The sequence below is a fragment of the Pseudomonas sp. F007 genome (genome assembly GCF_057814275.1).
Genome location: NZ_JBVATA010000001.1, coordinates 616,972 through 643,371 on the forward strand (window position 1 = coordinate 616,972; position 26,400 = coordinate 643,371).

Below are 26,400 nucleotides of genomic sequence, written 5' to 3' on the forward strand. Positions count from 1 at the left end.
ATGCCGGCCTTTCCATATCCGCCGCTGGAACCGCCGTGAGCAAAGAACCCGATCGCCTTTTCGCCCAGCCTTTGGCCCAGGTGCCTGACTTCGCCTTTAACGAGGATGTGGTGCGGGTGTTCCCGGACATGATCAAGCGCTCGGTGCCGGGTTATCCGACCATTGTCGAGAACCTCGGCGTACTCGCCGCGCAGTTCGCCCAGCCCAACAGCGTGCTGTACGACCTCGGCTCGTCCCTCGGCGCGGTGACCCAGGCCCTGCGCCGTCACGTGCGTACCGACGGTTGCCGGGTGATCGCGGTGGATAACTCGGCGGCCATGGTCGAGCGCTGCCGCGAGTACCTGAATGGCCAGGATTCGATGTTCCAGGAGTTGCTGCCGGTGGAGGTGATCGAAGGCGACATCCTCGCCCTCGACTTCCAGCCGGCCTCGGTGGTGGCACTGAACTTCACCCTGCAATTCATCGCCCCGTCGCAGCGCACTGAATTGCTCGCGCGCATCCGTCAGTCGTTGTTGCCCGGCGGCGCCCTGATCCTTTCGGAAAAACTGCGCTTTGAAGACCCGCAGGAGCACGAACTGCTCACCGACCTGCACATCGCCTTCAAGCGCGCCAACGGCTACAGCGAACTGGAAATTGCCCAGAAACGCAGCGCCATCGAAAACGTCATGAAGCCCGACAGCCTCGAAGAACACCGCGAACGCCTGCTGGCCGCCGGGTTCTCGAAAGTCGTGCCGTGGTTCCAGTGTCTTAACTTTGCCTCGTTGATTGCCTTGCCATGATTGATCTGTCCCCCCTCGCCCGCCGCCTGGCCGGTACCCCGCTGGCTGAATGGGCCAAGACCCTGCAAGCGCAACTCGACGTCAAGATGGAGAAAGGCCACGGCGACCTGGAGCGCTGGCAAAGCGCGCTGGACGCCCTGCCAAAGATCCAGCCCACCGAAGTCGACCTGCTCGATGGCCTGACACTCGACACCGACTGCGATACCGAGACCCGGGCACAGATGCGTACCGCGCTGATGGGCCTGTCACCGTGGCGCAAGGGCCCGTTCGACCTGTTTGGCGTGCATGTCGACACCGAATGGCGTTCGGACTGGAAATGGTCGCGGGTCGCGCCTCACCTGGATCTCAAAGGAAAGCGCATCCTCGACGTCGGCTGCGGCAACGGCTACTACATGTGGCGCATGCTCGGGGCCGGTGCCGACAGCGTGATCGGCGTCGATCCAAACTGGCTGTTTTTCTGCCAGTTCCAGGCGGTGCAGCGTTACTTGTCCGAGCCCAACGCCTGGCACCTGCCCTTCCCCTTCGAAGACCTGCCACCGAACCTCGAAGGTTTCGACACCGTATTCTCCATGGGCGTGTTCTACCACCGCCGCTCGCCGATCGAGCATCTGCTGGCGCTCAAGGATTGCCTGGTCAAGGGCGGCGAACTGGTGCTGGAAACCCTGGTGATCGAAGGCGACGAGCAACAGGTGCTGGTGCCGGAAGACCGTTATGCGCAGATGCGTAACGTCTGGTTCCTGCCGTCGGTGCCGGCGCTGATGCTCTGGCTGCGCCGCGCCGGGTTCAGCGATGTGCGCTGTGTGGATGTCAGCACCACGACAGTCGAGGAACAACGCGGCACCGAATGGATGAAGTACCAGTCGCTCAAGGATTTCCTCGATCCCGAAGACCACAGCAAAACCATCGAAGGCCTGCCGGCGCCGATGCGGGCGGTGATTGTCGCGCGCAAATAATTGTCACGCCGCAAATCCCTATAGGAGCTGGCTTGCCAGCGAAGAGGGTGGGTCAGCCACCGATGATGTCGGCTGTCCTGCCGCCTTCGCCGGCAAGCTGGCTCCTACAGCCCTGTGCCAGGAGGGGGTTTTGCCTTGTACTCAGTCTGCAGGCTTGGCCCTTCGGGCCTTGAAGAACTCGCTCAGCACCGTCCCGCACTCCTCGGCCAGCACCCCGCCCTCGAACAACACCCGGTGATTCAAGAAACCCTGGCTGAAGAACTGCCCCTGGCTCTGCACGATCCCCGCCTTGGGCTCCAGCGCGCCGTACACCACCCGGGCGATGCGCGAATGGACGATCAGCCCGGCGCACATGCTGCAGGGTTCCAGCGTCACGTAGAGCGTGCTGCCGGGCAGGCGATAGTTGCTCAGGGCCTGGGCCGCGGCGCGGATCGCGACCATCTCGGCGTGGGCGCTGGGGTCGCTGCCGCTGATCGGGCAATTGAAGCCGCGGCCGATGATCTCGCCGTTCTGCACCAGCACCGCGCCCACCGGCACCTCACCGAGGGCCGCGCCTTGGGCGGCCAGGGCCAGGGCCTCGCGCATGAAATGCTGGTCGCGGCTGCGGTCGATAATGGCCGCCGGACGAATCTGGCGCATCACTTCACCTCGATCGCGGCCATCAGGCCGGTTTCCATGTGGTCGATCACGTGGCAATGGAACATCCACACCCCCGGGTTATCCGCCACCAGCGCCACTTGCGCGCGCTCGTTCTTGCCCAGCAGGTAGGTGTCGGTGAAGTACGGAATCACCTTGTGCCGGTTCGAGGCGATCACCTTGAAACTCATGCCGTGCAGGTGGATCGGGTGCTGGTACTGGGTCATGTTCTTCAATTCGAAAATATAGCTCTGGCCCAGCTTGAGGCTGGCGATCGGTCGGTCGGCACAGGTCTTGTCGGTGATGTCCCAGGCCTGACCGTTGATCTGCCACAGGCTCGGCGGCTTGCCGTTCTCGACATTCACCGAGACAGAGCCGACCCATTCGAAATTGAAGTTGAGTTTCTCGGCGTTGGCCATGTCCGGCTCGGCCACCGGGTTGGCCGGCAGCGCCGGCGGCCACTCGGTCGGCGCATCGTTGTTGGCCACCGAACGCAGGGTGCCCAGGCGCACCGGGCCGTTGCGCAATGACAGTTCGGCGCCCTCGGCCGGAGCCTTGATCGCCAGGCAGATACGCATGCCCGGACCCAGCCAGTACTCCTTGCCCAGCGGCCGCGGCTCGACCGGGTTGCCGTCCAGCGCATAGATCTGCGCTTCGACCCCCGGGATGTTGATGCGATAGGTCAGGGTGTTGTCCAGGTTCAGCAGGCGCACACGGGTGATCTGCCCGGCCGGCAGCTCGATCACCGGCGCATGCACGCCATTGATGGTCGACAGCCGCCCCGCCGTGCCGCCGCGTGCCGCTTCGCGAGGGATGCTGAATTCGACGAAATTGCCTTCGTCATCGATGTGCCAGTTCTTCAGGCTCAGGGTCTTTTCGTACTTGAATCCGGTCGGCTCACGCTCCTCGACAATCAGCGGCCCTACCAGCCCGCGCCCCAATTCCTCGCTGCTGCTGACATGGGGGTGATACCAGTAGCTGCCGGCATCGGGCACACGGAACTTGTAGTCGAAATATTCGCCCGGCAGCACCGGCAGTTGCGAGACGTAGGGCACGCCGTCCATCTCCAGCGGCAGGCGAATGCCGTGCCAGTGGATGGTGGTCGCCACTGGCAAGTGGTTGATGAAGCGCACCCGCAGCCATTCGCCCTGACGCACTCGCAACTCGGTGCCCGGTGCCGACGGGCCAAACGCCCAGGCCTCGGTCTTGTGCCCGGGCACCAGCTCCACGTCCAGCGGCGCGGCGATCAGCTCATAGTCATGGCCGGCGTTGGCCTCTGCCACTTTCCCCAGCCAGTACCGCGACGCACCACCTGCCCCGACACCCACCACTGCCAGGCCGGCCAGGCCACCGAGAATTTGACGACGGGTAAAGGACATGAACTCAACCACCTCACGAATCTTGCGCAGGCCGGAACGCCCGCAAAAGGCGAATACGATACACCTGCGATTGCGAAACAGTAAGAGTAGCGCGGCGGATGGCCGCAGATCCCGCCTCCAGCGCAAACCTGCATTGCCGAGGTGGAAACTATGTAGTGCACGCACCGAACGCCCCTGAGTCATGTTCAGCGGTCATTTCTCAAGGATCGAAAACATGACCACGACCGAACCCCGGGCACTGCCCAACGCGGACGACAAGGCCGCGCTCAAGGCTATCGCCACCGACATCATCCAGACCTGCCCCAGCCTGCAGGACTGCGCCCATGAAGTGGCGAGCGACCTGCTGAAAAAATACGCCGTCACCGGCCTTGATCCAGACCAGGTGTACTTCCACCGATTCGACGCGTCACAAAGCAGCTCGAAAGCTTTCACCGGCTGGGAGCATGTCCACGCCAGGCCCACCGCCTCGATGACCCTGACCGAGTTGGTGACGCACCGTTTCCGCGTCGCTGATCAGGACAATGCCGACCTGCTGGATGTCTATGCCGGCTTTTACTCGGTCGGTGCGGACGCCGACACCTACAACGAAACCAATGAGGTGCGCCTGCACGGCAACGACGTTCTGCGGGATTTCTGGAGCATCGATTTCAGTGCGCTTTACAGCGGTCGACTCAGCACCTTCTGGAACAAATCCGCGACCGACTTTCGCGCCCTCGCCAAATCCAACTTCCTGCTCAGCGCCGTGCGGGCACGGGATCAACGTCAACTCAGTGATGAGGACTTCCGCTTTGTCTGCGAAGCGGCCATCGGCCCGATCACCTGGCCCGTCACGCTGCAGTTGCTGCAATCAGAACAGCCTGGCAATGATCGTATCCGCGCGTTCGATATCGCGGGTTACGTCGCCACTGACCTGCTTCGCTTCGTTGCACCCAAGGGCCGACACATCCTGTATCTGCCAAGTGAGACGGCGGCTTTCCAGGTGCTGGAAACCGCCACGGACCTGCACTTCTGGGTCTTGCAGCGAATGAACAAGGAGGAGGTGCGCCAGAACTTCATGCGCCATTTCGCCCTGGCGGATCGACAGAAAATTGCCGAAGGCCTCACTGACCTGATGAACCAGTTGGTCAAGACCTGGGGCCGGTACGACCACCACTTGATCAACCAGCGCAACCAGCTCATCGAAGGTGACGCCTTCAGTTGGCTACGGGACTCGACCAGGACCACAATGTTCGCTGAGGCCGCGCTGTCCCTGACCTCCAATGGCGATCTGCGCAAGAAGCTGTGGATCGGCTACCTCGGCGCCGGGGTGAAAATACTCGGACCGATGGCGATGGTCGGTTGGCCGGTTGCCCTCCCAGCCGTCGGTGCGAGTATCGCCAGCATGGGGCTGAACATCGATCAGGCGGTCAACGGCAAGACCGCTGCGGATCGCAAGGCGGGCATCGTCGGCGCGGTGCTCGCCGGTATCGACCTGTTGTTCAATCTGGCGGTGCTTAAAGGGCCGGGTTCACTGGAGGATGTCGGGCCCGCAATCGATGCGGCCGAAGCGCAGGAAATGGCTGATCTGAAAGGACCGGCCCAACCCGCTTCAACCGTTTCACCCGCCCCGCAGCCATCCGGTTCTCGACCACCGTTCCCCGAGCCGATCGAGGAATTGAGCGAGCTCGATCTGGCCCGGGCCAGGGCGTACTACACACTCAACCCACCGCTGCCGCGCGTGCCGCCTCTGACAAGCCAGGTTGAAACCACGGTCGATCTGCTGGACAGCGTTTTTGCCGAAAAAAACGGCCTGGTCATCGGTGAAAGCCGCGGCAGCATCGGCAGCAAACAGTTGCTGATCGAGCACATGCCGGACCTGGCTGAGCGGGGAGTGAAGACCCTGTATCTGCAGCGGTTGCTGAGCAACGTCAATCAGCTCGATCTGGACGCTTTCGCACGTACCGGGGACATGTCGCAGGAGCTGGAAAGCTATCTGCAAAAACTGGATTTCATGGCCGGTAACGATCCCGATGGCGAGTTCAATTTGCAGAGCCTGGTGAGAGAGGCCGATGCCTGGCAGATCCGGGTGCAGGCCATCGATAGTTCGACGACTTTCAACATGGACACGAACGCTGACTGGCAACCGGACTACCGCATGGCCCGCAGTTTTTTTGCCAGCGAGACCATCAACGCCAATGAAGAAATAAACGGGCCTGGCAAATGGGTGGCGCTGGTCGATCAGGACAACATGACCACGTTCGGAGGGTATCGGGGCATCAGCGAGCAGACCGGCGCGACCAGCTTGCGCATCGATGATGTAGCCCCCGGCCAGACACAATCGATCGGCGCCGACCCCGGATTGCGGGTTGAATATGACGATCTCCCCGACGCTTCCTCTAACGAGCCAAGCCCTGCAGGTAACCAGAACGAGCTGATCCAGGCTGACTGGCGCATGCAGTCTCCTACGCTATGGGCCAGCAGAAGCCCACAAGACCTGCACACGCTGCTGCCGGAGCCGGGCATGTTCACCTTCCAGCGTTACCGAAACAGCGTACTGGTGGTGTATCGCAACGCCGAGGGCCGCCTGGCGGATAGCGTCCTGCGCTTCACTCCGGGAGGGAGAATCAATCTGGAAACCCCCATGCGCCCCGCGCACGATTCCACGACGGTGGACACGCTCGATGAGCTCAAAGACGCCCTGATCGATAAAGGCCTGCAGCCCATGGGATGGCCGTCTGCCGCTGACGCCCTGGACACACTGGCGACAGATCTGACCTCGACAGTGCCTGACATCGAACAGCCGGTTATCCCGCAAAACTGGCACGCAAACGAACTGCTCGATGCGCTCACCCCCGGTCGGGCACCCGGGAAGTTTTACGGCGTCTATAGCCTCAATTCGAACCCCGCCAACGCCATCATGATCAACGACGGCGCCTATTACGTGCGCTACGAACCCGATGCCAACGGCGGCGGCACCTGGGCCATCATTGACCCGGAACAGCCCAATGCGTTTTCCGGATCCATGCCTGTGCGCCTGAATGATCAAGGTGAATGGGAGCTGACGCCACGAGGCGGGCTGAAGGGGGGCGGCAACATCCATCCGGGCCGCTCGCGAACTCGCGCACGGACGTTGCCGCAGCCGGCGCCACCCGAAACGCCAGTGCCAGTCGCGCCACAGCCGGGACGATCACTTCCCACCGTACCAGGCGAAACGCCGTCGGGATCATCCCGTCCACTCACCCAATACGACACTCAATACCGGACGAGCCTGAGAAAAGTGGCGTTTGGCCGGCATGAATACCACGTCAGGATCGTTCGCCAGCCCGATGGAACCATTCGTAGAATATCTGCCTACGACGAATACGTCGCACCGAAACGCACCCGCCTGCTCAAGGACACGCGCGAGTTCTTTTTTACCCGGGAAGGCATGTCCCGCCCTCTGCCCGCACGTCCCAATCTGACACGGGTAATGACCTCGACCTCCGCTCAGGAGCTGATCGAGCGGGTTTTCAGCGAAGCGCCCGGGCTGGTGATCGGTGAAAGTCAGGACCGTATTGCCAGCATGCAGTTTCTCCTCGAAAACATGCCGGCCCTGGCCGCCCAGGAGGTCAAGACCCTGTACTTCCAGCGCCTGCTCAATGATTTCAACCAACTGGATCTTGATGAGTTCTTCAACACCGGAAGGATGGACAGTGATCTCAAGGTCTACCTGGATGACTTGCAGAGCGACCCCACTGGCCGCTTCACGCCATTGGCCGTGGTCAAGGCCGCTCGCGCCAATGGGATCCGCGTGCAAGCGACGGACTGCATGGCGAGCTACCGCTTTCCAGGCCTGACAATGACAGTTCTGGAAGAACAAGCCGTCAAGACTTACCTGACCCACACCATCATGGAAGCGGACAAAGCCCTCAACGGATCCGGCAAGTGGGTCGTGCTGACCGATCAAGACAGCGTCAACACGTTGCGCAATTTGCCAGGTATCAGTGAACTGCAGGGCGGCATCAGCCTGCGGATCGAGGAAGTGCCGCTGGACCAGCCAGCGTTGATCGAAACCGATCCGGGCATTGAAGTGCAGCACGATTCGTCCACCTACGGCGGAACGACCCTGGACGGTTCCAATACGCTCTTCGCCGACATGAGTCTGCAACTGCCTACGCCACTGTACGCAAGAACCGACGCAGAACTCGATCGACTGCTGTTACGGCCCGGCACGTTCACCCTCGTTGAGTCCGAGGATACGTGGACGCTGATCCACCGCAGCCGGGAAGATCGGCTTATCCATACACCGGTTGAACGCACCGCAACCGGCGACTACATGATCAACCGTCCAGCCTGGCCCGAGTTGCATCAAGTCCCTTTCGCCCGCGTCATCGATTTGTACTGGGGCCTGAAGAACATGGGGATGAAAATGGTCGGCCGACTGCCGCAGTGATCCGCCTGTTTGCACGCGCTGCGCGCCGATGAAATGCAAAAGCCCCGATCTCGCGACCGGGGCTCCGGGCAATGCAGCGCAAGGCTGCATCTTGCGAGGCATCAATGGCGCAACAGCCAGCCACAAAGCCGGCAGCAGGTACAACTATGTATCGCATCGGCCTTGTACCTGGCGGTCATGCTCACGACCCATTTCTCAAGGACTGAGCCATGAATTCATCTGACGACAACATCCTCCCCGAGCCCTCTGACGAGCAAGCGCTCAAGACACTGGTGGTGCCCTTCGTCGAAGCCTGCCCCGACATGCACGACATGGCCCACACCGAGGCCCAGGGCATTCTCGACAAGTACGGCATACAGCACCTGGACCCTGACCTGGTCTGGTGGCATCGCTTCGATAACACCTCGGTCAGCAGCACCCGGGCCTTTCTGTTCTGGCAGCACTACCCCAAACCGATCGAATCCCTGACCTTGCCGCAACTGGTCATGCAGCGCTTTCAGACCCACGACCAGGACAACGCCGACCTGCTGGACAGCGATGGCGGTTTCTATCGCGAGGACGCCCACGCGCAGATCTACAACGAAACCAATGAAGTGAAGATGTACCCCAGCCGGGTGATCAAAGACCTGTGGCGCATCGACTTCCATGATCGTTACTGGAGCAAGATGGAAGATTTCTGGCGGCGTCATTCGGACAACTACCGAACCCTGGCCAAGCTCAACTTCATCGCCAAGGCCCTGGAGGAACATGAAGGCTCGCGCCTGAGCAACGAGAACCTCAAGACCGTGCTCATGGCCGTGGCCAGTCACGTCAGCTGGCCCATGACCCTTGACCTGCTCCGGGCCAGCGAAGTCCCCGACGAAGCGCTGACGGTCACGCCACTGAGCCTGGGCGAATATGTCGCCACTGACATCCTGCGCATCATCGATAAAAATGGCCGGCAGATTCTCTATACCCCGGGCGAGCTGGACGCTTTCCATGTTTTCGAAAAGCCCCATGACCTGCATTGGTGGCTGCTGTGCCAGAACAACCATGCGGACAACCGCGCGCGCTTCATGTCGCACTTCCCGCTGTCGGCCCAGCAACAAAAGGGCGACAACGTCGGCCTCAACCACACCATCGACCTGCTGTATGTGACCTGGGGCAAGTACGACCACAGCCTGTTCGATCCCGGCTACCCCGCCCTCAGGGTCGATGCGTTCCAGTGGCTTCGCGACTCGGTCAAGGAACGCATGCTCGGCGACGCCGAGCTGTCACTGCGCTCCAATGGCGATCTGCGGGAAAAAATGTGGATCGGCTACCTCAGCGTCTTCACTCGCCTGTTTGGTGCCATGTCGGTGGCCGGCTGGCCGGTGGCCCTGGCGGCCGTGGGTGCCGGTCTGGCCAACATCGGCCTGAATCTCGACCAGGCCATCAACGGCAGGACGGCCAGCGATCGCAAAAGTGGTGTGATCAGCGCGATATTCGCCACCATTGATACCCTGTTCAACGCCTCGTCCCTGGGTGGCAGCGCCGAGTTGGCCGAAGTCCAGGAAGCCAACGATGCCTTCACCCCGCAGGAAAATCTTGCCGGCGAAGCACCGTTGGAGCCGGCCGGTGTGCCGAAAATCGCCCTGGCGGCCCCCGGTCGGGCCTATGTGCTGGAAGGTGAAAATCCCTTTCAGCCGTTCGAGACCAACGAGGTGCTCGACGGCCTGGAGCCGGTCGCGACCGAGGGCAAGTACAGCGCCATCTATCAGCCGCAGACGGGCGGGAACTACATCAGGATCGACGAAACCTTTTATCAGGTGCGCTACGTCAATGAGCTGAAGTCCTGGGTGGTTATCGACCCCGCCAACCCCTTCTCGTTTCACCGCAGCCTGCCGGTTCGCCTGAATGCTGCCGGAGAGTGGGAGCCGCTGACTCGACCGGGGTTGTACGGTGGCGGCAGAATTTTCGGCAAGCTGCCCTGGGGCCGCTCGCCGGCGCCGCTGCCCGAAATACCGACCCTGACCAGCCCTTATGACATGCCGCAGGCGGCGCGGGCAGAACTGCAGCCGGTTATCAGTGACGCGAGTGCGCGGCAAGAACTCTCAGAGCATTTCATTGACATCACCAACCCGGAAAATGTGCTGGAGGATTTCAAGAAGCTCAGGAGACGTTTGTACGCGGACGCCCATGCGTTCCATGAAAACCTTCCGCCACTCCGGCCTAGACCCACGATTCCAAGCTTCGGCGCGGCGAACAGCAGCGACAGCATCATCCGGCGGCTGCTCGAGGAAGCACCCGGCCTGGTGATCGGTGAAGCGCACTCCAGTGTCGGCAGCAAACAGTTCCTGATCGAGAACATGGAAGTCCTGAGCAAGCAGAAGGTCAAAACCCTGTACATGGAACACTTGCTCAATGACTTCCACCAGACGGACCTGGATCTGTTCAACCAGGGCAAACCCTTGTCCAAGGACCTGGAGAATTACTTGAATAATCTCGATCAGGGCTGGCACACCGACCCGACCGGGCGCTTCACCTTCCTGAACCTGGTCAAGGCGGCGCGGGATAACCACATTCGCGTGCAATCGATCGACTGCGCCGGCAGCTACCGGGTCAACGGCTTAATCGGCGTCTCGACCTATAGCCGGCAGGAAATGATGAATTATTACGCCAAGACCATCATCGATGCCGATCAGGTCGCCCGGGGGGCTCATCGCTGGGTGGCACTGGTGGGCAACTCACACGCCAATACCTGGCACGACATCAGCGGGCTCAGTGAGCTGGAAGGAGGCATAGGCGTGCGGGTGGAAAGTGCGCCGGTCGGGCAACCCACCACCATTGAACCCGACCCGGGAGTCTCCGGGACCGACGGACTTTCAAACACCGTGGAAACGGTGAAGAACGACTTGTTCCTGCAGCTCGCCTCCCCCGAGTTAGCGCGGGAGCAGGCAATCGCCGCGGCACTCAACAAGCCCGGGATGATCACCCTTGAGAAAGCTGGCAGCAAACTGCAACTGATTCATCGCAGCCGCGATGGCTCCCTGGTGCGCACAGTGATCCATGACGATGGCCCGGGTATTTATATCGACCGGCCCAATTGGCCCGGCACTTACCACAAGCGCTTTAACAATCTGGCCGAACTGCGCGAGGCATTGATAAAGCAAGGCCTTAAAATGACCCGAGTACCCTGAAAAACAAAAAGCCCCGGGTCGACAGACCCGGGGCTTACACGCCGCCCCTAGGATTTACCCAACTTCCAGGCATCGGCAAAGGGTGCCGTACCTTTGTCGTAAGGCTTGAACAGCGCCATATAGACCAGGCCAATCGCAATGACCACGCCGGCAGTGAGCAAGATCCCATAGTTGCTGTACCAGGGCGCATCCGGCGTGCGCGGCCAGGACATGTTGGCGATCGCCAGCAAGCCGTAGACCAATGCCAGGATATTCACGATCCAGCCCCAGCCACCCAGGGTGAACTGCCCCGCCGGTTTCCAACCGCGAAGCCGGGCGAACAGCGCGCCGCCGACAATCATCTGGAACGACAGGTAAATGCCAATGGCGGCGAAGCTGACGATGATCGCGATGGCATTTTCCAGATAGAAACCCGCACAGACAATGGCCGCCGGAATCACTCCGCAGGTGATCAGGGCCGCAGTCGGCACCCGGGTATTGGGCGAAAGGCGCTTGAGCAGGCGGCTGCCCATGACCATTTCGTCGCGGGCGAAGGAGTACAGCAAACGGCTGGCCGCCGCCTGCAGGCTGAGCACGCAGGAGACGAAGGACACAGTGATCACCGCGGTCACCAGCTGCCAGCCGGTCGGCCCGAACGCGTTGACCATGATGGTGTACATCGGGTCCTTGTCGTCGCCGGAAATCACCTTGGCAATATCCGGCACCGCCAGAATCAATGCCAGTGCGGCAAAAATCGCCGCGCCGCCACCGATGTAGATGGTCATGCGCATCGCCTTGGGGATGCGCTTGCTCGGGTTCGGCGTCTCTTCGGCCACATCACCGCACGCCTCGAAGCCGTAATAGAGGAACATGCCCGCCAGCGAAGCAGTGAGGAACGCTGGCCAATAACTGCCATCGATGCGGATGTCGAAGGTGTTGAACAGCACCGAGAACGGCTGGTGACGCTCGAAGATCAGCAGGTAGCCACCAATCACGATGGCGCCGAGCAGCTCGCAGATGAAGCCGAACATGGCGACTTTTGCCAGCAACTTGGTGCCGCTGAGGTTCAGCAGGGTAGCCATCACTGCCAGCGCCAGCGCGACAAAGGTATTGGTCACCGGACTCGGCTCGAAGCCGAGCATCGCTGCAATGTAAGGCCCGGCGCCCAGCGCCACCGCAGCGATGGTCACACACAACGAGACCGAGTAGATCCAGCCCACCATCCACGCCCAGCGCTTGCCCACCAGCCGGCGCGCCCACGGATAGACGCCACCGGAAATCGGAAACTGCGACACCACTTCGCAGAAGATCAGGCAGACCAGCATCTGCCCCAGGCCCACCAGCAGATACGACCAGAACATCGGCGGCCCGCCCGCTGCCAGGCACAGGCCGAACAGCGTATACACGCCCACCACCGGCGACAGGTAGGTAAAGCCCAGCGCAAAGTTTTCCCAGAGGCTCATGCTTCTTTCAAAGTTCGAGGTATAGCCAAGCGCCTTGAGCTGCGCGGCATCGCTGTCCGGCGCAGTGAATTCGGAACTGTTCATGTGGTTATCCTGGGGACACTGTCCCGTCGGCAGTTATTGTTGTTGTTCTGACTTACAACTTGATCCAGGTCGCCTTGAGTTCGGTGTACTTGTCGAACGCATGCAGCGACTTGTCGCGACCGTTGCCCGATTGCTTGAAACCACCGAACGGCGCAGTCATGTCGCCACCGTCATACTGGTTGATCCACACGCTGCCGGCACGCAACGCCCGGGCCGTGCGGTGGGCCCTGGAGATGTCGGCGGTCCACAACGCCGCTGCCAAGCCATAGGGCGTGTCGTTGGCGATCTCGATGGCCTCTTCGACACTGTCGAAGCTGATCACCGACAGCACCGGCCCGAAGATTTCTTCCTGGGCGATTTTCATGGCGTTGTCGACGCCATCGAAAATGGTCGGCTCGACGTAGGTGCCACCGGTTTCCTCCAGGGTGCGCTTGCCGCCGATCAGCAACTTGGCACCGTCCCGGTGGGCGGATTCGATGTAGGACAGCACGGTGTTCAGCTGCTGGGTATCGACCAGCGCGCCAACGTTGGTGTCCGGGTCCAGCGGGTTGCCCGGTTTCCAGCCCTTCAGGGCTTCGACCACCAGCGGCAGGAACCGGTCCTTGATCGAGCGCTCGACCAGCAGGCGCGAACCGGCGGTGCAGACCTCGCCCTGGTTGAACGCGATGGCGCCGGCTGCCGATTCGGCCGCAGCCTGCAGGTCGGGGGCATCGGCGAACACGATGTTCGGGCTCTTGCCTCCCGCCTCCAGCCAGACGCGCTTCATGTTCGACTCACCGGAATAGATCAACAGTTGTTTGGCGATTTTGGTCGAACCGGTGAATACCAGGGTATCGACGTCCATGTGCAGGGCCAGGGCCTTGCCGACGGTGTGGCCGTAGCCAGGCAGCACGTTGAGCACCCCGGCCGGGATGCCGGCCTCGATCGCCAGTTGGGCGATGCGGATGGCGGTCAACGGGGATTTCTCGGACGGTTTGAGAATCACCGAGTTACCGGTGGACAACGCCGGACCGAGCTTCCAACAGGCCATCATCAGCGGGAAGTTCCACGGCACGATGGCCGCCACCACGCCCACCGGCTCGCGGGTCACCAGGCCGAGTTGGTCATGGGCCGTTGCGGCGACTTCGTCGTAGATCTTGTCAATGGCCTCACCGCTCCAACTCAGCGCCTGGGCGGCACCCGGCACATCGACAGCCAGGGAATCGCTGATCGGCTTGCCCATGTCCAGGGTTTCCAGCAGCGCCAGTTCGTCGGCATTGGCTTGCAGCAGATCGCCGAATCGAATCATCACCTGCTTTCTGTCCGCCGGCGCCATGCGCGACCAGACGCCGGAATCAAAGGTGGCGCGGGCAACTTCCACGGCGTGATCGGCATCGGCGGCCGAGCAACTGGCAACCCTGGCCAGCAAGCGACCATCGATCGGACTGAGGCAATTGAATGTTTCGCCTTCAATGGCGTGGGTATAGTCCCCCCCAATGAACGCACGCCCTTCGATCTTCAGGGTCTGTGCGCGTGCTTCCCAAATGCTTAGCGTTGGAGTCGTCATGCCGGGTCATTCCTCTATGTGGGTGCGCTCTCGGGAGGGAGTCCAGAACCGGAGCCGCTTAAACATCTAAAACCATATCTTATGAATAATTCCCTGCCAAACCTCTTGTCGTTTTGATCTAAAAACGACATAAGTCGAGCATATTTATCGCCAGGTTCGGCCTTTAGGTTGCGCGACAAGGCCCATGAAGATAAAAGAAACCTGCTTTCATATTTTTTGGCGACCAGGATGACTCAACTGAACACAGTGAACCGCCTGTCCCTGCTGCAGGTCAGCCAGGAAGGCAAGCCCGAGGAAGTGGCACGGCGGCTGATCGAGGTCATTGGCCTGGGATTGATTGGCGTGGGCGAGCAATTGCCCAGCGAAAGCGAGCTGGCGACGCGGTTTGGGGTGGCCACCGTGACCCTGCGTGATGCCTTGGCGATCCTGCGTCAACGCGGCGTGGTCGCAACCCGACGCGGACGAAATGGCGGCAGTTTTGTCTGCGCCCCGGTGGAAGTGTCCGATGACACCCTCAAGCTCAGGTTGAGCGCAATGAGCTCGCTGGAGCTGCGCGATCTGTGCGACGAACAGGTGGCGATTTCAGCAACCGCCGCCGGCCTGGCGGCCAGCCGCTCCTCCAGCGTCCAGCACCAGCGCCTGGAGCATTTCGTCAGCGCCCTGCAGGAAGCTACCACGCGCAGCGAGCTGCGCCGCGCCGATGCACGCTTCCACATCGAAGTGGCCGTCGCCGCGCAGTCCGTGCGTCTTACCCATGCCGAAATGCGCCTGCAGGCGGAAATCGGCGAACTGCTGTGGATTGCCATGAACGAAACCCAGAAAAACACCGCGGTGGCCGAGCACCGGGCAATCCTCCAGGCCGTAACGGCCGGCGAAGCCAATCTGGCCAGCGCGTTGACCGAGGCCCATATCAAGGAAGGCATCAAGCGCCTGATGGATTTGCGCTTTGCCTTGCTGGAATCACAGGAGAGCGGATTGTGATGATCAGCCACCCCCACAACGACGAGCTTTTACAGTGCAGCGAGCGCCTGGAAGGGGTATTCAGCACGGTATTCGAACAGCTCAATGCATTGGCCGAACAGGTAGTGACCGTCTGGGACGCGCTGGCCATCGAGCATCGAAAGCCGACCTCAAAAGACCTGGCCTTCCTGCAGACGACCATCGAAGAGCGGCTGTCGAGCAATGACACCTATGTGCATGGCACCGGCGTGGTGCTGGAACCGGGCGAACTGGCCGATCAGGAACTGTTCCTCGAATGGTTCTACCGCCCAGCCAGCGGCAAGATCGCGCCGATGATGCTCAACTTCAATCGCCAGAGCGAAAACTTCTACAACTACCAGGGCATGCCCTGGTTCACCCGCCCCAAACTGACGGGCCAGCCATCGATCGAAGGACCGTTCGTCGACCTCTATGGCACCGAACTCTACATCCTGGCCTTTTCCGTGCCGATCTTCGCCGGCGGCCATTTTGTCGGCGTCGCCGCAGCGGACATTGCCCTGCACGAGTTCGACCAACTGCTCACCCGCTGCCTGCTGCGCATGAAGAACGAAGCCTTCATCATCAACGGCGAAGGCCGCATCGTCGCCGCCAACTCGGCCAACTGGTTCGTCGGCAACCGAGCCAGCCACCCGGCGGCGGCCAGGGTGCACCAACTTCAGCCGTTATCGATCAATTGGTCGCTGGTGCAATTGCCAGCGGCACGCTAGATCCAGGTAAAGCGCCAACACCCAAAAACCAGAAAGCCCGCAATAGATGCGGGCTTTCCGGGTATTTCCTGGGTTATCGGGACTGGCTTAGGCCGGTCTGGCGATTATTCCCACTCAATCGTCGCCGGCGGCTTGCTCGACACGTCGTAAGTGACGCGGGAGATGCCTTCGATTTCGTTGATGATGCGGCCGCTGACGGTTTCCAGCAGTTCGTAAGGCAGGTGTGCCCAACGCGCGGTCATGAAGTCGATGGTTTCCACGGCACGCAGGGCCACGACCCAGGCGTAACGACGGCCGTCACCTACGACACCGACCGATTTCACTGGCTGGAACACCACGAAGGCCTGGCTGACCTTGTGGTACCAATCGGCCTTGCGCAGTTCTTCGATGAAGATGTGGTCGGCGCGACGCAGCAGGTCGGCGTATTCCTTCTTCACTTCACCGAGGATCCGCACGCCCAGGCCCGGGCCCGGGAACGGGTGACGGTAGACCATGTCGTACGGCAGGCCCAGTTCCAGGCCCAGACGACGGACTTCGTCCTTGAACAGTTCGCGCAGTGGCTCGACCAGTTTCAGGTTCATTTCTTCCGGCAGGCCGCCCACGTTGTGGTGCGACTTGATCACGTGAGCCTTGCCGCTTTTCGCGCCAGCCGACTCGATCACGTCCGGGTAGATGGTGCCCTGGGCCAGGTACTTGATGTTGTCCAGCTTGCAGGATTCGGCATCGAACACGTCGATGAAGGTACGGCCGATGATCTTGCGTTTCTTCTCCGGGTCGGCTTCGCCGGCCAGGTTGCCGAGGAACTGCTCTTCGGCGTTGGCGCGGATGACCTTGACGCCCATGTTCTCGGCGAACATGGCCATCACTTGCTCACCTTCGTGCAGGCGCAGCAGGCCGTTATCGACGAAGACGCAGGTCAGTTGATCGCCAATCGCCTTGTGCAGCAGCGCGGCGACTACCGAGGAGTCAACGCCACCGGACAGTCCCAGCAGGACGTTGTCGGTGCCGACCTGGGCGCGGATGTTGGCGATCGCATCTTCGGCGATCTTCGACGGCGTCCACAGGGCTTCGCAGCCGCAGATGTCGAGGATGAAGCGCGACAGGATGCGCCCGCCTTGCTTGGTGTGGGTCACTTCCGGGTGGAACTGCACGCCGTAATAGGCGCGTTCGTCGTTGAACATGCCGGCAATCGGGCAGCTCGGGGTGCTGGCCAGGATGTGGAAGTCTTCCGGCATTTTGGTGACCTTGTCACCGTGGCTCATCCACACGTCGAGGCCGAACAGGCCGTCGGCGTCGATGTGATCTTCGATGCCATCGAGCAGGCGGCTCTTGCCGACTACGTCGACGCGGGCGTAACCGAACTCACGCAGCTCGGAACCTTCGACCTTGCCGCCCAGTTGCTCGGCCATGGTCTGCATGCCGTAGCAGATACCGAAGACCGGTACGCCCAGGTCAAACACTACCTGCGGGCAGCGCGGGCTGTCGGCGACGTGCACGGACTCGGGGCCGCCGGCGAGGATGACGCCTTTGGGAGCGAACTCGCGAATCGCTGCATCGTCCATGTCGAACGGATGCAGTTCGCAGTACACGCCGATCTCACGCACGCGGCGGGCGATCAGCTGGGTGTACTGGGAACCGAAGTCGAGGATCAGGATTCGGTGAGCGTGAATGTCGAGGGCCATGATTCAGTCTCGTCTAGATAATTCAGAAACAGTCGTGATTCAGAAACAACTCGGGGCTGAATCAAACAGCCCCGGTCGTTAACTTTTTACTGAAGGCTCAACCTACCCGGTAGTTTGGCGCTTCTTTGGTGATCTGCACGTCGTGGACATGCGACTCGGCCATGCCGGCGCCGGTAATGCGCACGAACTCTGGCTGAGTGCGCATTTCCTCGATGTTGGCGCTACCGGTGTAGCCCATGGAGGAACGCAGGCCGCCCATCAGTTGATGGATGATGGCGCTCAGGGTGCCCTTGTACGGAACACGCCCTTCGATGCCTTCCGGGACCAGCTTCTCGGCGCCTGCCGAGGAATCCTGGAAGTAACGGTCGGAGGAACCCTGGGCCTGGGACATGGCGCCCAGCGAACCCATGCCACGGTAAGCCTTGTACGAACGACCCTGGAACAGTTCGATCTCGCCCGGCGCTTCTTCGGTACCGGCGAACATCGAGCCCATCATCACGCAGGAAGCACCGGCCACGATGGCCTTGGACAGGTCACCGGAGAAACGGATACCGCCGTCGGCGATCAACGGCACGCCAGTGCCTTCGAGGGCAGCGGCCACGTTGGCGATGGCGCTGATTTGCGGCACGCCGACACCGGCAACGATACGCGTGGTGCAGATCGAGCCAGGGCCGATACCGACCTTGACCGCATCCGCGCCCGCTTCGGCCAGGGCCTTGGCAGCGGCGCCGGTGGCAATGTTGCCGCCGATCACTTGCACTTCCGGGAAGTTCTCTTTGACCCAACGCACGCGGTCGATCACGCCTTTGGAGTGACCGTGAGCGGTGTCGACCACCACCACGTCAACGCCGGCAGCAACCAGCGCAGCAACGCGGTCGCCGGTGTCTTTACCGGTACCGACGGCAGCGCCAACGCGCAGACGACCCTGGTCGTCCTTGCTGGCCAGCGGGTAGGCCTTGGCTTTTTCGATGTCGTTGACGGTCATCATGCCCTTGAGGGCGAATTTGTCGTCGACGATCAGCACGCGCTCGATGCGGTGCTTGTGCAGCAGCTCACGCACGTCGTTCTTGTCGGCGCCTTCCTTGACCGTGACCAGGCGCTCTTTAGGCGTCATCACTTCACGGACAGTGGCTTCCATACGGTTTTCGAAACGCACGTCACGGGAGGTGACGATGCCGACCAGGTCGCCGTTGTGCAGCACCGGCACACCGGAGATGTTGTGCATGCGGGTCAGTTCGAACAGTTCACGCACGGTAGCGTCAGCCACGATGGTGATCGGGTCCTTGACCACACCGGCTTCGTAACGCTTGACCTTGCGCACTTCGGCAGCTTGCTGCTCGATGGTCATGTTCTTGTGGATGATGCCGATGCCACCTTCCTGAGCCATGGCAATAGCCAGACGGGCTTCGGTAACGGTGTCCATGGCGGCAGAAACCAGTGGAATATTCAGCTCGATGCCACGGGTAAGACGGGTTTTGAGACTGACTTCGTTAGGAAGCACCTCGGAATAACCGGGCACTAAAAGAATGTCGTCGAAGGTCAGAGCTTCTTGGCTGATACGCAGCATCGCGGGGGCTCCCGAGCGGGAAAATGGAAGCGCGCCATTATACTCAGACACCCCCGCCGGCTCAATGTAAAAGTCTGTCTATTATTGATGCGGTGATCGACGGGGGCTGCACGCCCCAAACCTGCAGGAACTGGCTTGCCAGCGAAGATCGCCCGGGCGCTGCGTTTTCGCTGTGGAAACCCTGGATGAGCTCGTTGGCGCCGAGTCCTTCGCTGGCAAGCCAGCTCCTACAGGTTTCCTGCAATTTACAACTCGACTTTCACCCAACTCACCGGCAAATCCAGCCAGTCGGCGAACTCATCGATAAAGCTCTGCTTGAACCCCGCCTCGGCCCAGTTGTTGAAAATGAAGCCCAGATTGGAAAACCCGCACTCCTGCAGGAACAGGAAGCCGTTGATGTCATCTTCATGCCCGCACTCGGGGCAGGTGAAGTTATCGGTGCGCCCCGGCATCCAGTCTTCCAGGCTCTCGAACAGCGCCTCACCGACTTCCTGGCGACACTCTGCACAGCCGGCTTCCTCGAGAAAGCCCTTGGCCGGGGTATAGATGCAGCGCTTGGTGATGATTTCCAGGCCATTGATCGGCTCGCCAAACGGCAGCGCCTGCGGGTGCAGCACCACCTCGCGGGCGCCGGGAGCAATGGCGTGGGCCATGCGGTTGCCGGTGCGGCCGCAGGTGCTCAACTGCTCTTCAATGATGTTCTTGCGCACCAGCCAACGCACAATCGCCCGCGCCCTGGGCTCGTGCACCGGCAGGGTGGAGATTTTCGGGACGAGGATACTTTGTGAGTTCATGCTGGGGTCCTGCTGTATGGCGGCTGGCTTCATCGCGACGGCGTGACGATTCGACAAGCCGGCTCCAACATAACCCTGTAGGAGCGAGCCTGCTCGCGATGAGGCCCTGAAGGCCGGCAGCTTAATCCCTGACGAAATCCGGTCAAGTACTCAAATAGCGACCAATCAACGCCAACCCACTGGCCAGCACCAACCAGGTCACCAAACGCACAAACGCCTCGCGCGACAACCTCATGGCCAGGCGCCGGCCGATCCACAGCCCCAGGCCCATGGCCGGCAACAAGCATACCGCCAGCATCAACAAGGGTAGCTCGGCATAGACCCCGGCGATCAGGAACAGGCTCAAACGCACCAGGGTGCTGCAACTGATCAGCGCGCTCTGGGTGGCGCGGGCCGCCTCCTTGGGCAGGCGACTGTTGAGATAAATCGCGTATAAAAAGCCGCCGCTGCCAAACAGCGCGCCGAACAGGCCGCCGACGGTGCCCATGGGAATGGCCCAGCCGGCGGACAACTGCGCTGGGCGCACCTTCACCCACAGGCTGTAGACCGCATAGGCACTGATAAACAGCCCCATTAATAGCAGCAACAGATCCGATTTCAGATTCAGCAGGAAGATCACCCCCAGGGTGCAGCCAACTGCCATACACGGCAGCAAGCGCAACAGTTCCGCCTTGGCCACGTCCCTGCGCGAGGGCAGCAGATTGCCGAACGCCGCGACAAAATCCAGCAACACCAGCAGCGGCACGATTTTCGACAAGGGCATGAACAGGATCAGAATCGGCCCGGCAACCAGCGCCGTGCCGAAGCCGGCGATGCCAAACACGATATAAGCCAGGCTGATCCCCAGCCCGACCAACAGCCACTCCGTGGCTCCCAGCGGCCATTGCTGCAACAACTCGAGCACATTCATCGACAGGCTTTCCTTGAGTAATGTTGATGACTTTAGCCAGCACCGAGCATTGCGACTAATATCGTCTGCGTCGCCAACCTATCTCTAAAAGGCATGACTCGTGCTCTCCACACGTCAATTGCGCTATTTCGTCGAAATCGCCGAATGCGGCAGTTTCAGCGCCGCCGCCGAACGCCTGTTCGTCGCCCAATCCGCCTTGAGCCGACAGATCAAGGACATGGAAAACCGCCTGCAAACCCCGCTGTTCGAGCGCACCGCCCGCCAACCGCGCCTGACCGCCGCCGGCGAAGCCTTCCTGCCGCGTGCCCGCAGCCTGCTCAATGAATTGGCCAAGGCCAGCGACATCGCGACACAGGTCGGCAACGGCCAACTGGGCACCCTGCGCCTGAGCCACTCCAGCACCGTGCCGCTGAGCGGGCGGGTACTGGCGGATGTCAGCGCCTTTATCGAGCGCCAGCCCGGCGTGTCGCTGGACATCGGCAAACTGTCCTCCGAAGCGCAGCTTGAGGAACTGAGTGAGGGCCGTCTCGACCTTGGTCTGCTGCGCCTGCCGGTATTGCGCCAGCGCGAAGGGATCCAGATCGTGCCGCTGTTCAGCGAGCGCTTGTTGCTGGCAGTGCCCACGGATCATCGACTCGCCGCATCCAGCCCGGTGGAGTTGGCGCAATTAAAGGACGAGGCGTTCATCTCCATTCCCCATCCCCAACGCGGCGGCCTGAGCTATTTATGCGCCGAGTTGTGCATGGGCCAGGGATTTTTTCCGACAGCGGCCCGGGTGGTGTCGCGCAAGACCACTCAGCTACAGTTGATCCAGGCCGGGTTCGGCATCGCCCTGCTCCCACAGTCCATGCAGGACATCGCTCCGCCTGGCGTGCGCTTTTTACCCCTGGCCGACGAGAATTGCCAAAGCACCGTCGCCCTCGCCTACCGCCAGAACCCGCCGCCGCTGATCCAGCGGTTGATCCACACCCTGACCCACGCCAATGATCACTGAGCCCCGGCCAAGGTCATGGAGATTCCCCAGCGAATGCCTTTAAACTGCGCCCCATGATTAAAGATCCCTTTGCAAGACTCGGCCTCGACCGGGAAGTCCTGACCGTCAGCCAGCTCAATGGCCGTGCGCGGGTGTTGCTTGAAGACGTGTTCAGTAACATCTGGGTCGAAGGCGAAATCTCCAACCTCGCCCGTCCGGCGTCCGGCCACGTGTACTTCACCCTCAAGGACAGCGGCGCCCAGGTACGTTGCGCGCTGTTCCGGCAGAACGCCGCACGGGTGCGCCAGGCCTTGAAAGATGGCCTGGCGGTCAAGGTGCGTGGCAAGGTCTCACTGTTCGAAGGCCGCGGCGACTATCAGCTGATCCTCGACACCGTGGAACCTGCCGGTGACGGTGCGCTGCGCCTGGCGTTCGATGCGCTGAAGGAAAAGCTCAGCGCTGAAGGCCTGTTCAGCGCCGACCGGAAAGTGCCGCTGCCGGCCCACCCGCAGCGTATCGGCATCATCAGCTCGCCGACCGGCGCGGTGATCCGCGACATCATCAGCGTGTTCCGTCGTCGTGCGCCGCAGGTGCAACTGACCCTGATCCCCACTGCCGTGCAGGGTCGCGAAGCCACCGCACAGATCGTCCGCGCCCTCAAGCTGGCCGATTCACGGGGTTTCGACGCCTTGATCCTGGCCCGGGGCGGCGGTTCGCTGGAAGACCTCTGGTGCTTCAACGAAGAGGCGGTGGCCCGCGCGGTGGACGCCTGTGTCACGCCGATTGTCAGCGCGGTCGGGCATGAGACCGACGTGTCGATCAGCGATTTCGTCGCCGACGTGCGCGCCCCTACCCCATCGGCCGCTGCCGAACTGCTGGCGCCGGACTCCAGCGACCTGGTGCGCCGCGTCGAAAGCCTGCATCGCCGGCTGCTGATGCGCATGCGCGACCGCCTGCTGCGTGATCGCCTGCGCCTGGAGGGCATCTCCCGCCGCCTGCGTCATCCAGGTGAGCGTCTGCGCCAGCAGGCTCAGCGTCTGGATGACCTGGACATGCGCATGCGCCGGGCCTTCGAACGGCAGCTCAACAGCCGACGCGAACTGTTGCTGCGCCTGGAAACCCGCCTCGCCGGCCAGCATCCCGGGCGCCAGCTGGCCCTGCTGCGCCAACGCCTCGACAGCCTCGGCGAACGCCTGCCACGGGCCATGCGCGAAGGGCTCAAAGCCCGCCGCCTGCAACTGCAAAGCCAGGTGCAGACCCTGCAAGTGGTCAGCCCGCTGGCGACCCTGGCCCGTGGCTACAGCATCCTGCTGGATGAACGCGGCAACGCGATCCGCAGCGCTGCGCAGACCCACAATGGCCAACGCCTGAAAGCCCAGCTGGGCGAAGGCGAGCTGCAGGTGCGGGTCGAAGACAACCACCTGACGCCTGTCACCCTTTCTCTACTGGATTGATCAATGCTGCGTTCTCTCGCCCCCCTGCTGTTGCTTTGCCTGACCTTCAACGCCCACGCCGACAGCTACATCACCCGCCTGCTGAACAAACCGGTGCCCGGTGGCGTTGCCGTGGTCAGCCTCGGCGTCTCGGCCCAGGCGCCCAAGGCCAGCTACCAAGGCAAGCCAGTGCTGGTGGTGAAAGAACAGGACAACTGGCTGGCGATTGTCGGCGTGCCCCTGACCGTCAAACCCGGCCCGCAGCAAATCAACAGCGCCGGGCGTAACCTCAGCTTCACCGTGGGCAGCAAGAAGTACCCGGAACAGCGCATCACCCTGAAAAACACCCAGCAGGTCAATCCGAACCCGGCCAACCTCAAGCGCATCGAGGCCGAACTGGCGGAACAGATCAAGGCCTACCGCACTTTCAGTCCGAATACCCCGAGCAACCTGCTGCTGGACAAGCCGGTCAACGGCCCGTTGTCGAGCAAGTTCGGGGTACGTCGCTTCTTTAACGGCGAAGAGCGCAATCCTCACTCAGGCCTGGATTTCGCGGTGCCGGCGGGAACGCCAATCAAGACCCCGGCCGCCGGTAGGGTGATCCTGATCGGCAACTACTTTTTCAACGGCAACACGGTGTTTGTCGATCATGGCCAGGGCTTTATCAGCATGTTCTGCCACATGTCGAAGATCGACGTGAAAGTCGGCCAATCGCTGGTCCGGGGCGCGGTCGTCGGTAAAGTGGGCGCCACCGGGCGCGCCACCGGACCGCACATGCACTGGAACGTCAGCCTGAATGACGCCCGGGTTGACCCGGCGATCTTCATTGGTGCGTTCCAGCCGTAACCCCTACCTTATGGATTGCGCATGACTAAAAGTCTGCGCAATAACCAATAACAATTTCTAGATTACCGATTATAAAATCTCGCGATTAGCGACATTTCGGGTATTCCTCTCAAAGTTTTCCGACTGCTTGCCATCCTTTCCCGGCGCGGTTAGGGTTGAGGGCATGAAAACCTCTCACACCCTCATTCAGCTTCGCCAGCACCGCAGCCTGTGCCTCGTCAGCGCACGACTGCCGAGCTGAATCGCAGCGCCTCGCCCCCGGCTTTACCCCACAAGAATTGATCCACCGGCAGGCCGCCTCTTTTCGGCCGATCACAGAACAAGGATTACCCAGATGAGCATGCTCAAAGACCCGTCTTCGAAATACCGCGCCTTCCCGACCATCGACATTCCAGACCGCACCTGGCCATCGAAGACCATCGATGTCGCGCCGATCTGGTGCAGCTCCGACTTGCGCGACGGCAACCAGTCGTTGATCGAACCGATGGACGCGGTGAAGAAGCTGCGCTTCTGGAAAACCCTGGTGTCGGTGGGCGTCAAGGAAATCGAGGCGTCGTTCCCGGCCGCTTCGCAAACCGACTTCGACTTCGTGCGTACCCTGATCGAAGACGGCCACATCCCGGACGACACCACCATCCAGGTGTTGACCCAGGGCCGTGAAGACCTGATCGCACGCACCTTCGAATCCCTGCGCGGGGCGAAAAAGGCCATCGTCCACCTGTACAACGCCACCTCGCCGTCGTTCCGCCGCATCGTCTTCAACCAGGACAAGGACGGCATCAAGGAAATCGCAGTCAGCGCCGCCAAGCTGTTCGTCAAATACGCAGCCCAGCAGCCAGAGACCGAGTGGACCTTCGAGTACTCGCCAGAGACCTTCAGCGCCACTGAGCTGGAGTTCGCCAAGGAAGTCTGTGATGCGGTGATCGAGGTCTGGAACCCGACTCCGGAACACAAGATGATCCTCAACCTGCCAGCGACCGTCGAGTGCGCGACGCCGAACATCTACGCCGACCAGATCGAGTGGTTCGGCCGTCACATCAACCGTCGTGACAGCGTGATCATCAGCCTGCACACCCACAACGACCGTGGCACCGGCGTTGCCGCCACCGAGCTGGGCCTGATGGCCGGCGCCGATCGCGTCGAAGGCTGCCTGTTCGGCAACGGCGAGCGTACCGGCAACGTCGACCTGGTGACTGTGGCCCTGAACCTCTACACCCAGGGCGTCGACCCTGAACTGGACTTCTCCGACATCGATGGCGTGCGCAAAGTCGTCGAAGAATGCAACCAGATCGCCGTCCACCCGCGTCACCCGTACGTCGGCGACCTGGTCCACACCGCATTCTCCGGCTCGCACCAGGACGCCATCCGCAAGGGCTTCGCCCAGCAGCAACCGGATGCCTTGTGGGAAGTGCCGTACTTGCCGATCGACCCGGCCGACATCGGTCGCAGCTACGAGGCAGTGATTCGCGTCAACAGCCAGTCCGGCAAAGGCGGTATCGCTTACCTGCTGGAGCAGGAATACGGCATCAACTTGCCGCGCCGCATGCAAATCGAGTTCAGCCAGGTGGTCCAGCGCGAAACCGATCGCCTGGGCCTGGAAATGACTGCACAGCAGATCCACGCCTTGCTGCACAGCGAGTACTTGCAGGCCAACACCCCGTACGCGCTGGTCAGCCATCGCCTGCAGGAAGAGAACGGCCACAGCGCGGTCGAAGTCGAGGTGTCGAGCAAGGGCCAGGGCGAGACCAACCTGCACTGGCGCGGCAAGGGCAACGGCGCCCTCGAAGCCCTGGTGGCCGGCTTGCCGATCCCGGTGGAAATCATGGACTACAACGAACACGCAATCGGTGCCGGCACCAATGCCAAGGCGGCGGCGTATATCGAGTTGCGGGTCAACGGTGAACGTGCCGTGCACGGCGTGGGCATCGATGAAAACATCACCACCGCCAGCTTCAAGGCCCTGTTCAGCGCGCTGAACCGCTCGCTGAGCCAGCCGCAGGCCAAGGCGGCGTAACACAAGAGCCGTAATGCAAAAGGCCCCGAATTTCGGGGCCTTTTTTTGTGTTGATTTCAAGGGCCCCATCGCGAGCAGGCTCGCTCC

General features: G+C 61.6%; 18 protein-coding genes. 10 read left to right on the forward strand and 8 right to left on the reverse strand.

Going from position 1 to position 26,400, the window contains the following annotated elements; translation table 11 throughout:
• The first annotated feature begins 35 nt into the window (after nucleotides 1–35).
• Both cmoA and cmoB read left to right on the forward strand, forming a co-directional pair.
• Nucleotides 36–779: a carboxy-S-adenosyl-L-methionine synthase CmoA gene (gene cmoA / locus ACZYR5_RS02920; RefSeq protein WP_489087980.1), complete on the forward strand. Its 744-nt coding sequence runs from the start codon at nucleotides 36–38 to the stop codon at nucleotides 777–779.
• Nucleotides 776–1,732 carry a tRNA 5-methoxyuridine(34)/uridine 5-oxyacetic acid(34) synthase CmoB gene (cmoB, locus tag ACZYR5_RS02925; protein ID WP_489087979.1) on the forward strand — a complete coding sequence of 319 codons (957 nt, stop codon included), beginning with the start codon at nucleotides 776–778 and terminating at the stop codon, nucleotides 1,730–1,732. Before cmoA ends, cmoB begins: the two co-directional genes overlap by 4 nt.
• A 141-nt stretch (nucleotides 1,733–1,873) precedes the next feature.
• On the opposite strand, the gene tadA is transcribed toward cmoB, so the two are convergent.
• Together tadA and ACZYR5_RS02935 are read right to left on the reverse strand one after the other, a co-directional pair.
• A complete protein-coding gene (gene tadA / locus ACZYR5_RS02930; RefSeq protein WP_489087978.1) occupies nucleotides 1,874–2,371 on the reverse strand; it encodes a tRNA adenosine(34) deaminase TadA in 498 nt (165 codons plus the stop codon).
• A complete protein-coding gene (locus tag ACZYR5_RS02935; protein WP_489087977.1) occupies nucleotides 2,371–3,747 on the reverse strand; it encodes a multicopper oxidase family protein in 1,377 nt (458 codons plus the stop codon). Before ACZYR5_RS02935 ends, tadA begins: the two co-directional genes overlap by 1 nt.
• Nucleotides 3,748–3,961: 214 nt before the next feature.
• Here ACZYR5_RS02935 and ACZYR5_RS02940 point away from each other — a divergent pair, with 214 nt between their 5' ends.
• Nucleotides 3,962–8,158, forward strand: coding sequence for a membrane-targeted effector domain-containing toxin (locus ACZYR5_RS02940; protein ID WP_489087976.1), 4,197 nt, complete (start codon nucleotides 3,962–3,964; stop codon nucleotides 8,156–8,158).
• A 209-nt stretch (nucleotides 8,159–8,367) separates the two neighbouring features.
• Nucleotides 8,368–11,316 carry a membrane-targeted effector domain-containing toxin gene (locus ACZYR5_RS02945; RefSeq protein ID WP_489087975.1) on the forward strand — a complete coding sequence of 983 codons (2,949 nt, stop codon included), beginning with the start codon at nucleotides 8,368–8,370 and terminating at the stop codon, nucleotides 11,314–11,316.
• A 47-nt stretch (nucleotides 11,317–11,363) separates the two neighbouring features.
• Here ACZYR5_RS02945 and ACZYR5_RS02950 read toward each other — a convergent pair whose 3' ends face one another.
• Both ACZYR5_RS02950 and ACZYR5_RS02955 read right to left on the reverse strand, forming a co-directional pair.
• Nucleotides 11,364–12,842 carry an APC family permease gene (locus tag ACZYR5_RS02950; protein ID WP_489087974.1) on the reverse strand — a complete coding sequence of 493 codons (1,479 nt, stop codon included), beginning with the start codon at nucleotides 12,840–12,842 and terminating at the stop codon, nucleotides 11,364–11,366.
• A gap of 52 nt (nucleotides 12,843–12,894) precedes the next feature.
• Nucleotides 12,895–14,388 (reverse strand): aldehyde dehydrogenase, encoded by a 1,494-nt coding sequence (locus ACZYR5_RS02955; RefSeq protein WP_489087973.1) that lies wholly within the window; start codon nucleotides 14,386–14,388, stop codon nucleotides 12,895–12,897.
• 228 nt (nucleotides 14,389–14,616) lie between these two features.
• Between ACZYR5_RS02955 and ACZYR5_RS02960 the strand changes: the two genes are divergently transcribed.
• Together ACZYR5_RS02960 and ACZYR5_RS02965 are read left to right on the forward strand one after the other, a co-directional pair.
• Nucleotides 14,617–15,369 carry a FadR/GntR family transcriptional regulator gene (locus ACZYR5_RS02960; protein WP_489087972.1) on the forward strand — a complete coding sequence of 251 codons (753 nt, stop codon included), beginning with the start codon at nucleotides 14,617–14,619 and terminating at the stop codon, nucleotides 15,367–15,369.
• The gene (locus ACZYR5_RS02965; RefSeq protein ID WP_489087971.1) at nucleotides 15,369–16,094 is read left to right on the forward strand and encodes a cache domain-containing protein; all 726 of its coding nucleotides are present in this window, start codon (nucleotides 15,369–15,371) and stop codon (nucleotides 16,092–16,094) included. The genes ACZYR5_RS02960 and ACZYR5_RS02965 overlap by 1 nt, the downstream gene beginning before the upstream one ends.
• A gap of 104 nt (nucleotides 16,095–16,198) precedes the next feature.
• Here ACZYR5_RS02965 and guaA read toward each other — a convergent pair whose 3' ends face one another.
• From guaA to ACZYR5_RS02985, 4 genes are all read right to left on the reverse strand, one after another.
• Nucleotides 16,199–17,776 (reverse strand): glutamine-hydrolyzing GMP synthase, encoded by a 1,578-nt coding sequence (gene guaA, locus ACZYR5_RS02970; RefSeq protein ID WP_489087970.1) that lies wholly within the window; start codon nucleotides 17,774–17,776, stop codon nucleotides 16,199–16,201.
• A gap of 97 nt (nucleotides 17,777–17,873) precedes the next feature.
• Nucleotides 17,874–19,343: an IMP dehydrogenase gene (gene guaB, locus ACZYR5_RS02975; protein ID WP_489087969.1), complete on the reverse strand. Its 1,470-nt coding sequence runs from the start codon at nucleotides 19,341–19,343 to the stop codon at nucleotides 17,874–17,876.
• Nucleotides 19,344–19,588: 245 nt separating this feature from the next.
• Nucleotides 19,589–20,137 (reverse strand): sugar ABC transporter ATPase, encoded by a 549-nt coding sequence (locus tag ACZYR5_RS02980; RefSeq protein ID WP_489087968.1) that lies wholly within the window; start codon nucleotides 20,135–20,137, stop codon nucleotides 19,589–19,591.
• Nucleotides 20,138–20,279: 142 nt separating this feature from the next.
• Complete coding sequence (locus tag ACZYR5_RS02985; RefSeq protein WP_489087967.1) at nucleotides 20,280–21,047, reverse strand: sulfite exporter TauE/SafE family protein; 768 nt, start codon at nucleotides 21,045–21,047, stop codon at nucleotides 20,280–20,282.
• 100 nt (nucleotides 21,048–21,147) lie between these two features.
• Here ACZYR5_RS02985 and ACZYR5_RS02990 point away from each other — a divergent pair, with 100 nt between their 5' ends.
• The 4 genes from ACZYR5_RS02990 (at nucleotide 21,148) to leuA (ending at nucleotide 26,313) form a co-directional block, all read left to right on the forward strand.
• The gene (locus ACZYR5_RS02990; protein ID WP_489087966.1) at nucleotides 21,148–22,041 is read left to right on the forward strand and encodes a LysR family transcriptional regulator; all 894 of its coding nucleotides are present in this window, start codon (nucleotides 21,148–21,150) and stop codon (nucleotides 22,039–22,041) included.
• 53 nt (nucleotides 22,042–22,094) lie between these two features.
• The gene (gene xseA, locus ACZYR5_RS02995; RefSeq protein ID WP_489087965.1) at nucleotides 22,095–23,474 is read left to right on the forward strand and encodes an exodeoxyribonuclease VII large subunit; all 1,380 of its coding nucleotides are present in this window, start codon (nucleotides 22,095–22,097) and stop codon (nucleotides 23,472–23,474) included.
• Between the two features lie 3 nt (nucleotides 23,475–23,477).
• Entirely contained in the window at nucleotides 23,478–24,299 is an 822-nt protein-coding gene (locus ACZYR5_RS03000; protein ID WP_489087964.1) for a peptidoglycan DD-metalloendopeptidase family protein, read from the forward strand.
• Nucleotides 24,300–24,633: 334 nt separating this feature from the next.
• Nucleotides 24,634–26,313 carry a 2-isopropylmalate synthase gene (gene leuA, locus ACZYR5_RS03005; RefSeq protein WP_489087963.1) on the forward strand — a complete coding sequence of 560 codons (1,680 nt, stop codon included), beginning with the start codon at nucleotides 24,634–24,636 and terminating at the stop codon, nucleotides 26,311–26,313.
• Nucleotides 26,314–26,400: the final 87 nt, after the last annotated feature.

Coding starts and splice junctions, on each gene's coding strand:
- cmoB (WP_489087979.1), top strand. CDS start 776: ATGATTGATCTGTCCCCCCTCGCCCGCCGCCTGGCCGGTACCCCGCTG.
- tadA (WP_489087978.1), bottom strand. CDS start 2,371: ATGCGCCAGATTCGTCCGGCGGCCATTATCGACCGCAGCCGCGACCAG.
- ACZYR5_RS02935 (WP_489087977.1), bottom strand. CDS start 3,747: ATGTCCTTTACCCGTCGTCAAATTCTCGGTGGCCTGGCCGGCCTGGCA.
- ACZYR5_RS02940 (WP_489087976.1), top strand. CDS start 3,962: ATGACCACGACCGAACCCCGGGCACTGCCCAACGCGGACGACAAGGCC.
- ACZYR5_RS02945 (WP_489087975.1), top strand. CDS start 8,368: ATGAATTCATCTGACGACAACATCCTCCCCGAGCCCTCTGACGAGCAA.
- ACZYR5_RS02950 (WP_489087974.1), bottom strand. CDS start 12,842: ATGAACAGTTCCGAATTCACTGCGCCGGACAGCGATGCCGCGCAGCTC.
- ACZYR5_RS02955 (WP_489087973.1), bottom strand. CDS start 14,388: ATGACGACTCCAACGCTAAGCATTTGGGAAGCACGCGCACAGACCCTG.
- ACZYR5_RS02960 (WP_489087972.1), top strand. CDS start 14,617: ATGACTCAACTGAACACAGTGAACCGCCTGTCCCTGCTGCAGGTCAGC.
- ACZYR5_RS02965 (WP_489087971.1), top strand. CDS start 15,369: ATGATCAGCCACCCCCACAACGACGAGCTTTTACAGTGCAGCGAGCGC.
- guaA (WP_489087970.1), bottom strand. CDS start 17,776: ATGGCCCTCGACATTCACGCTCACCGAATCCTGATCCTCGACTTCGGT.
- guaB (WP_489087969.1), bottom strand. CDS start 19,343: ATGCTGCGTATCAGCCAAGAAGCTCTGACCTTCGACGACATTCTTTTA.
- ACZYR5_RS02980 (WP_489087968.1), bottom strand. CDS start 20,137: ATGAACTCACAAAGTATCCTCGTCCCGAAAATCTCCACCCTGCCGGTG.
- ACZYR5_RS02985 (WP_489087967.1), bottom strand. CDS start 21,047: ATGAATGTGCTCGAGTTGTTGCAGCAATGGCCGCTGGGAGCCACGGAG.
- xseA (WP_489087965.1), top strand. CDS start 22,095: ATGATTAAAGATCCCTTTGCAAGACTCGGCCTCGACCGGGAAGTCCTG.
- ACZYR5_RS03000 (WP_489087964.1), top strand. CDS start 23,478: ATGCTGCGTTCTCTCGCCCCCCTGCTGTTGCTTTGCCTGACCTTCAAC.
- leuA (WP_489087963.1), top strand. CDS start 24,634: ATGAGCATGCTCAAAGACCCGTCTTCGAAATACCGCGCCTTCCCGACC.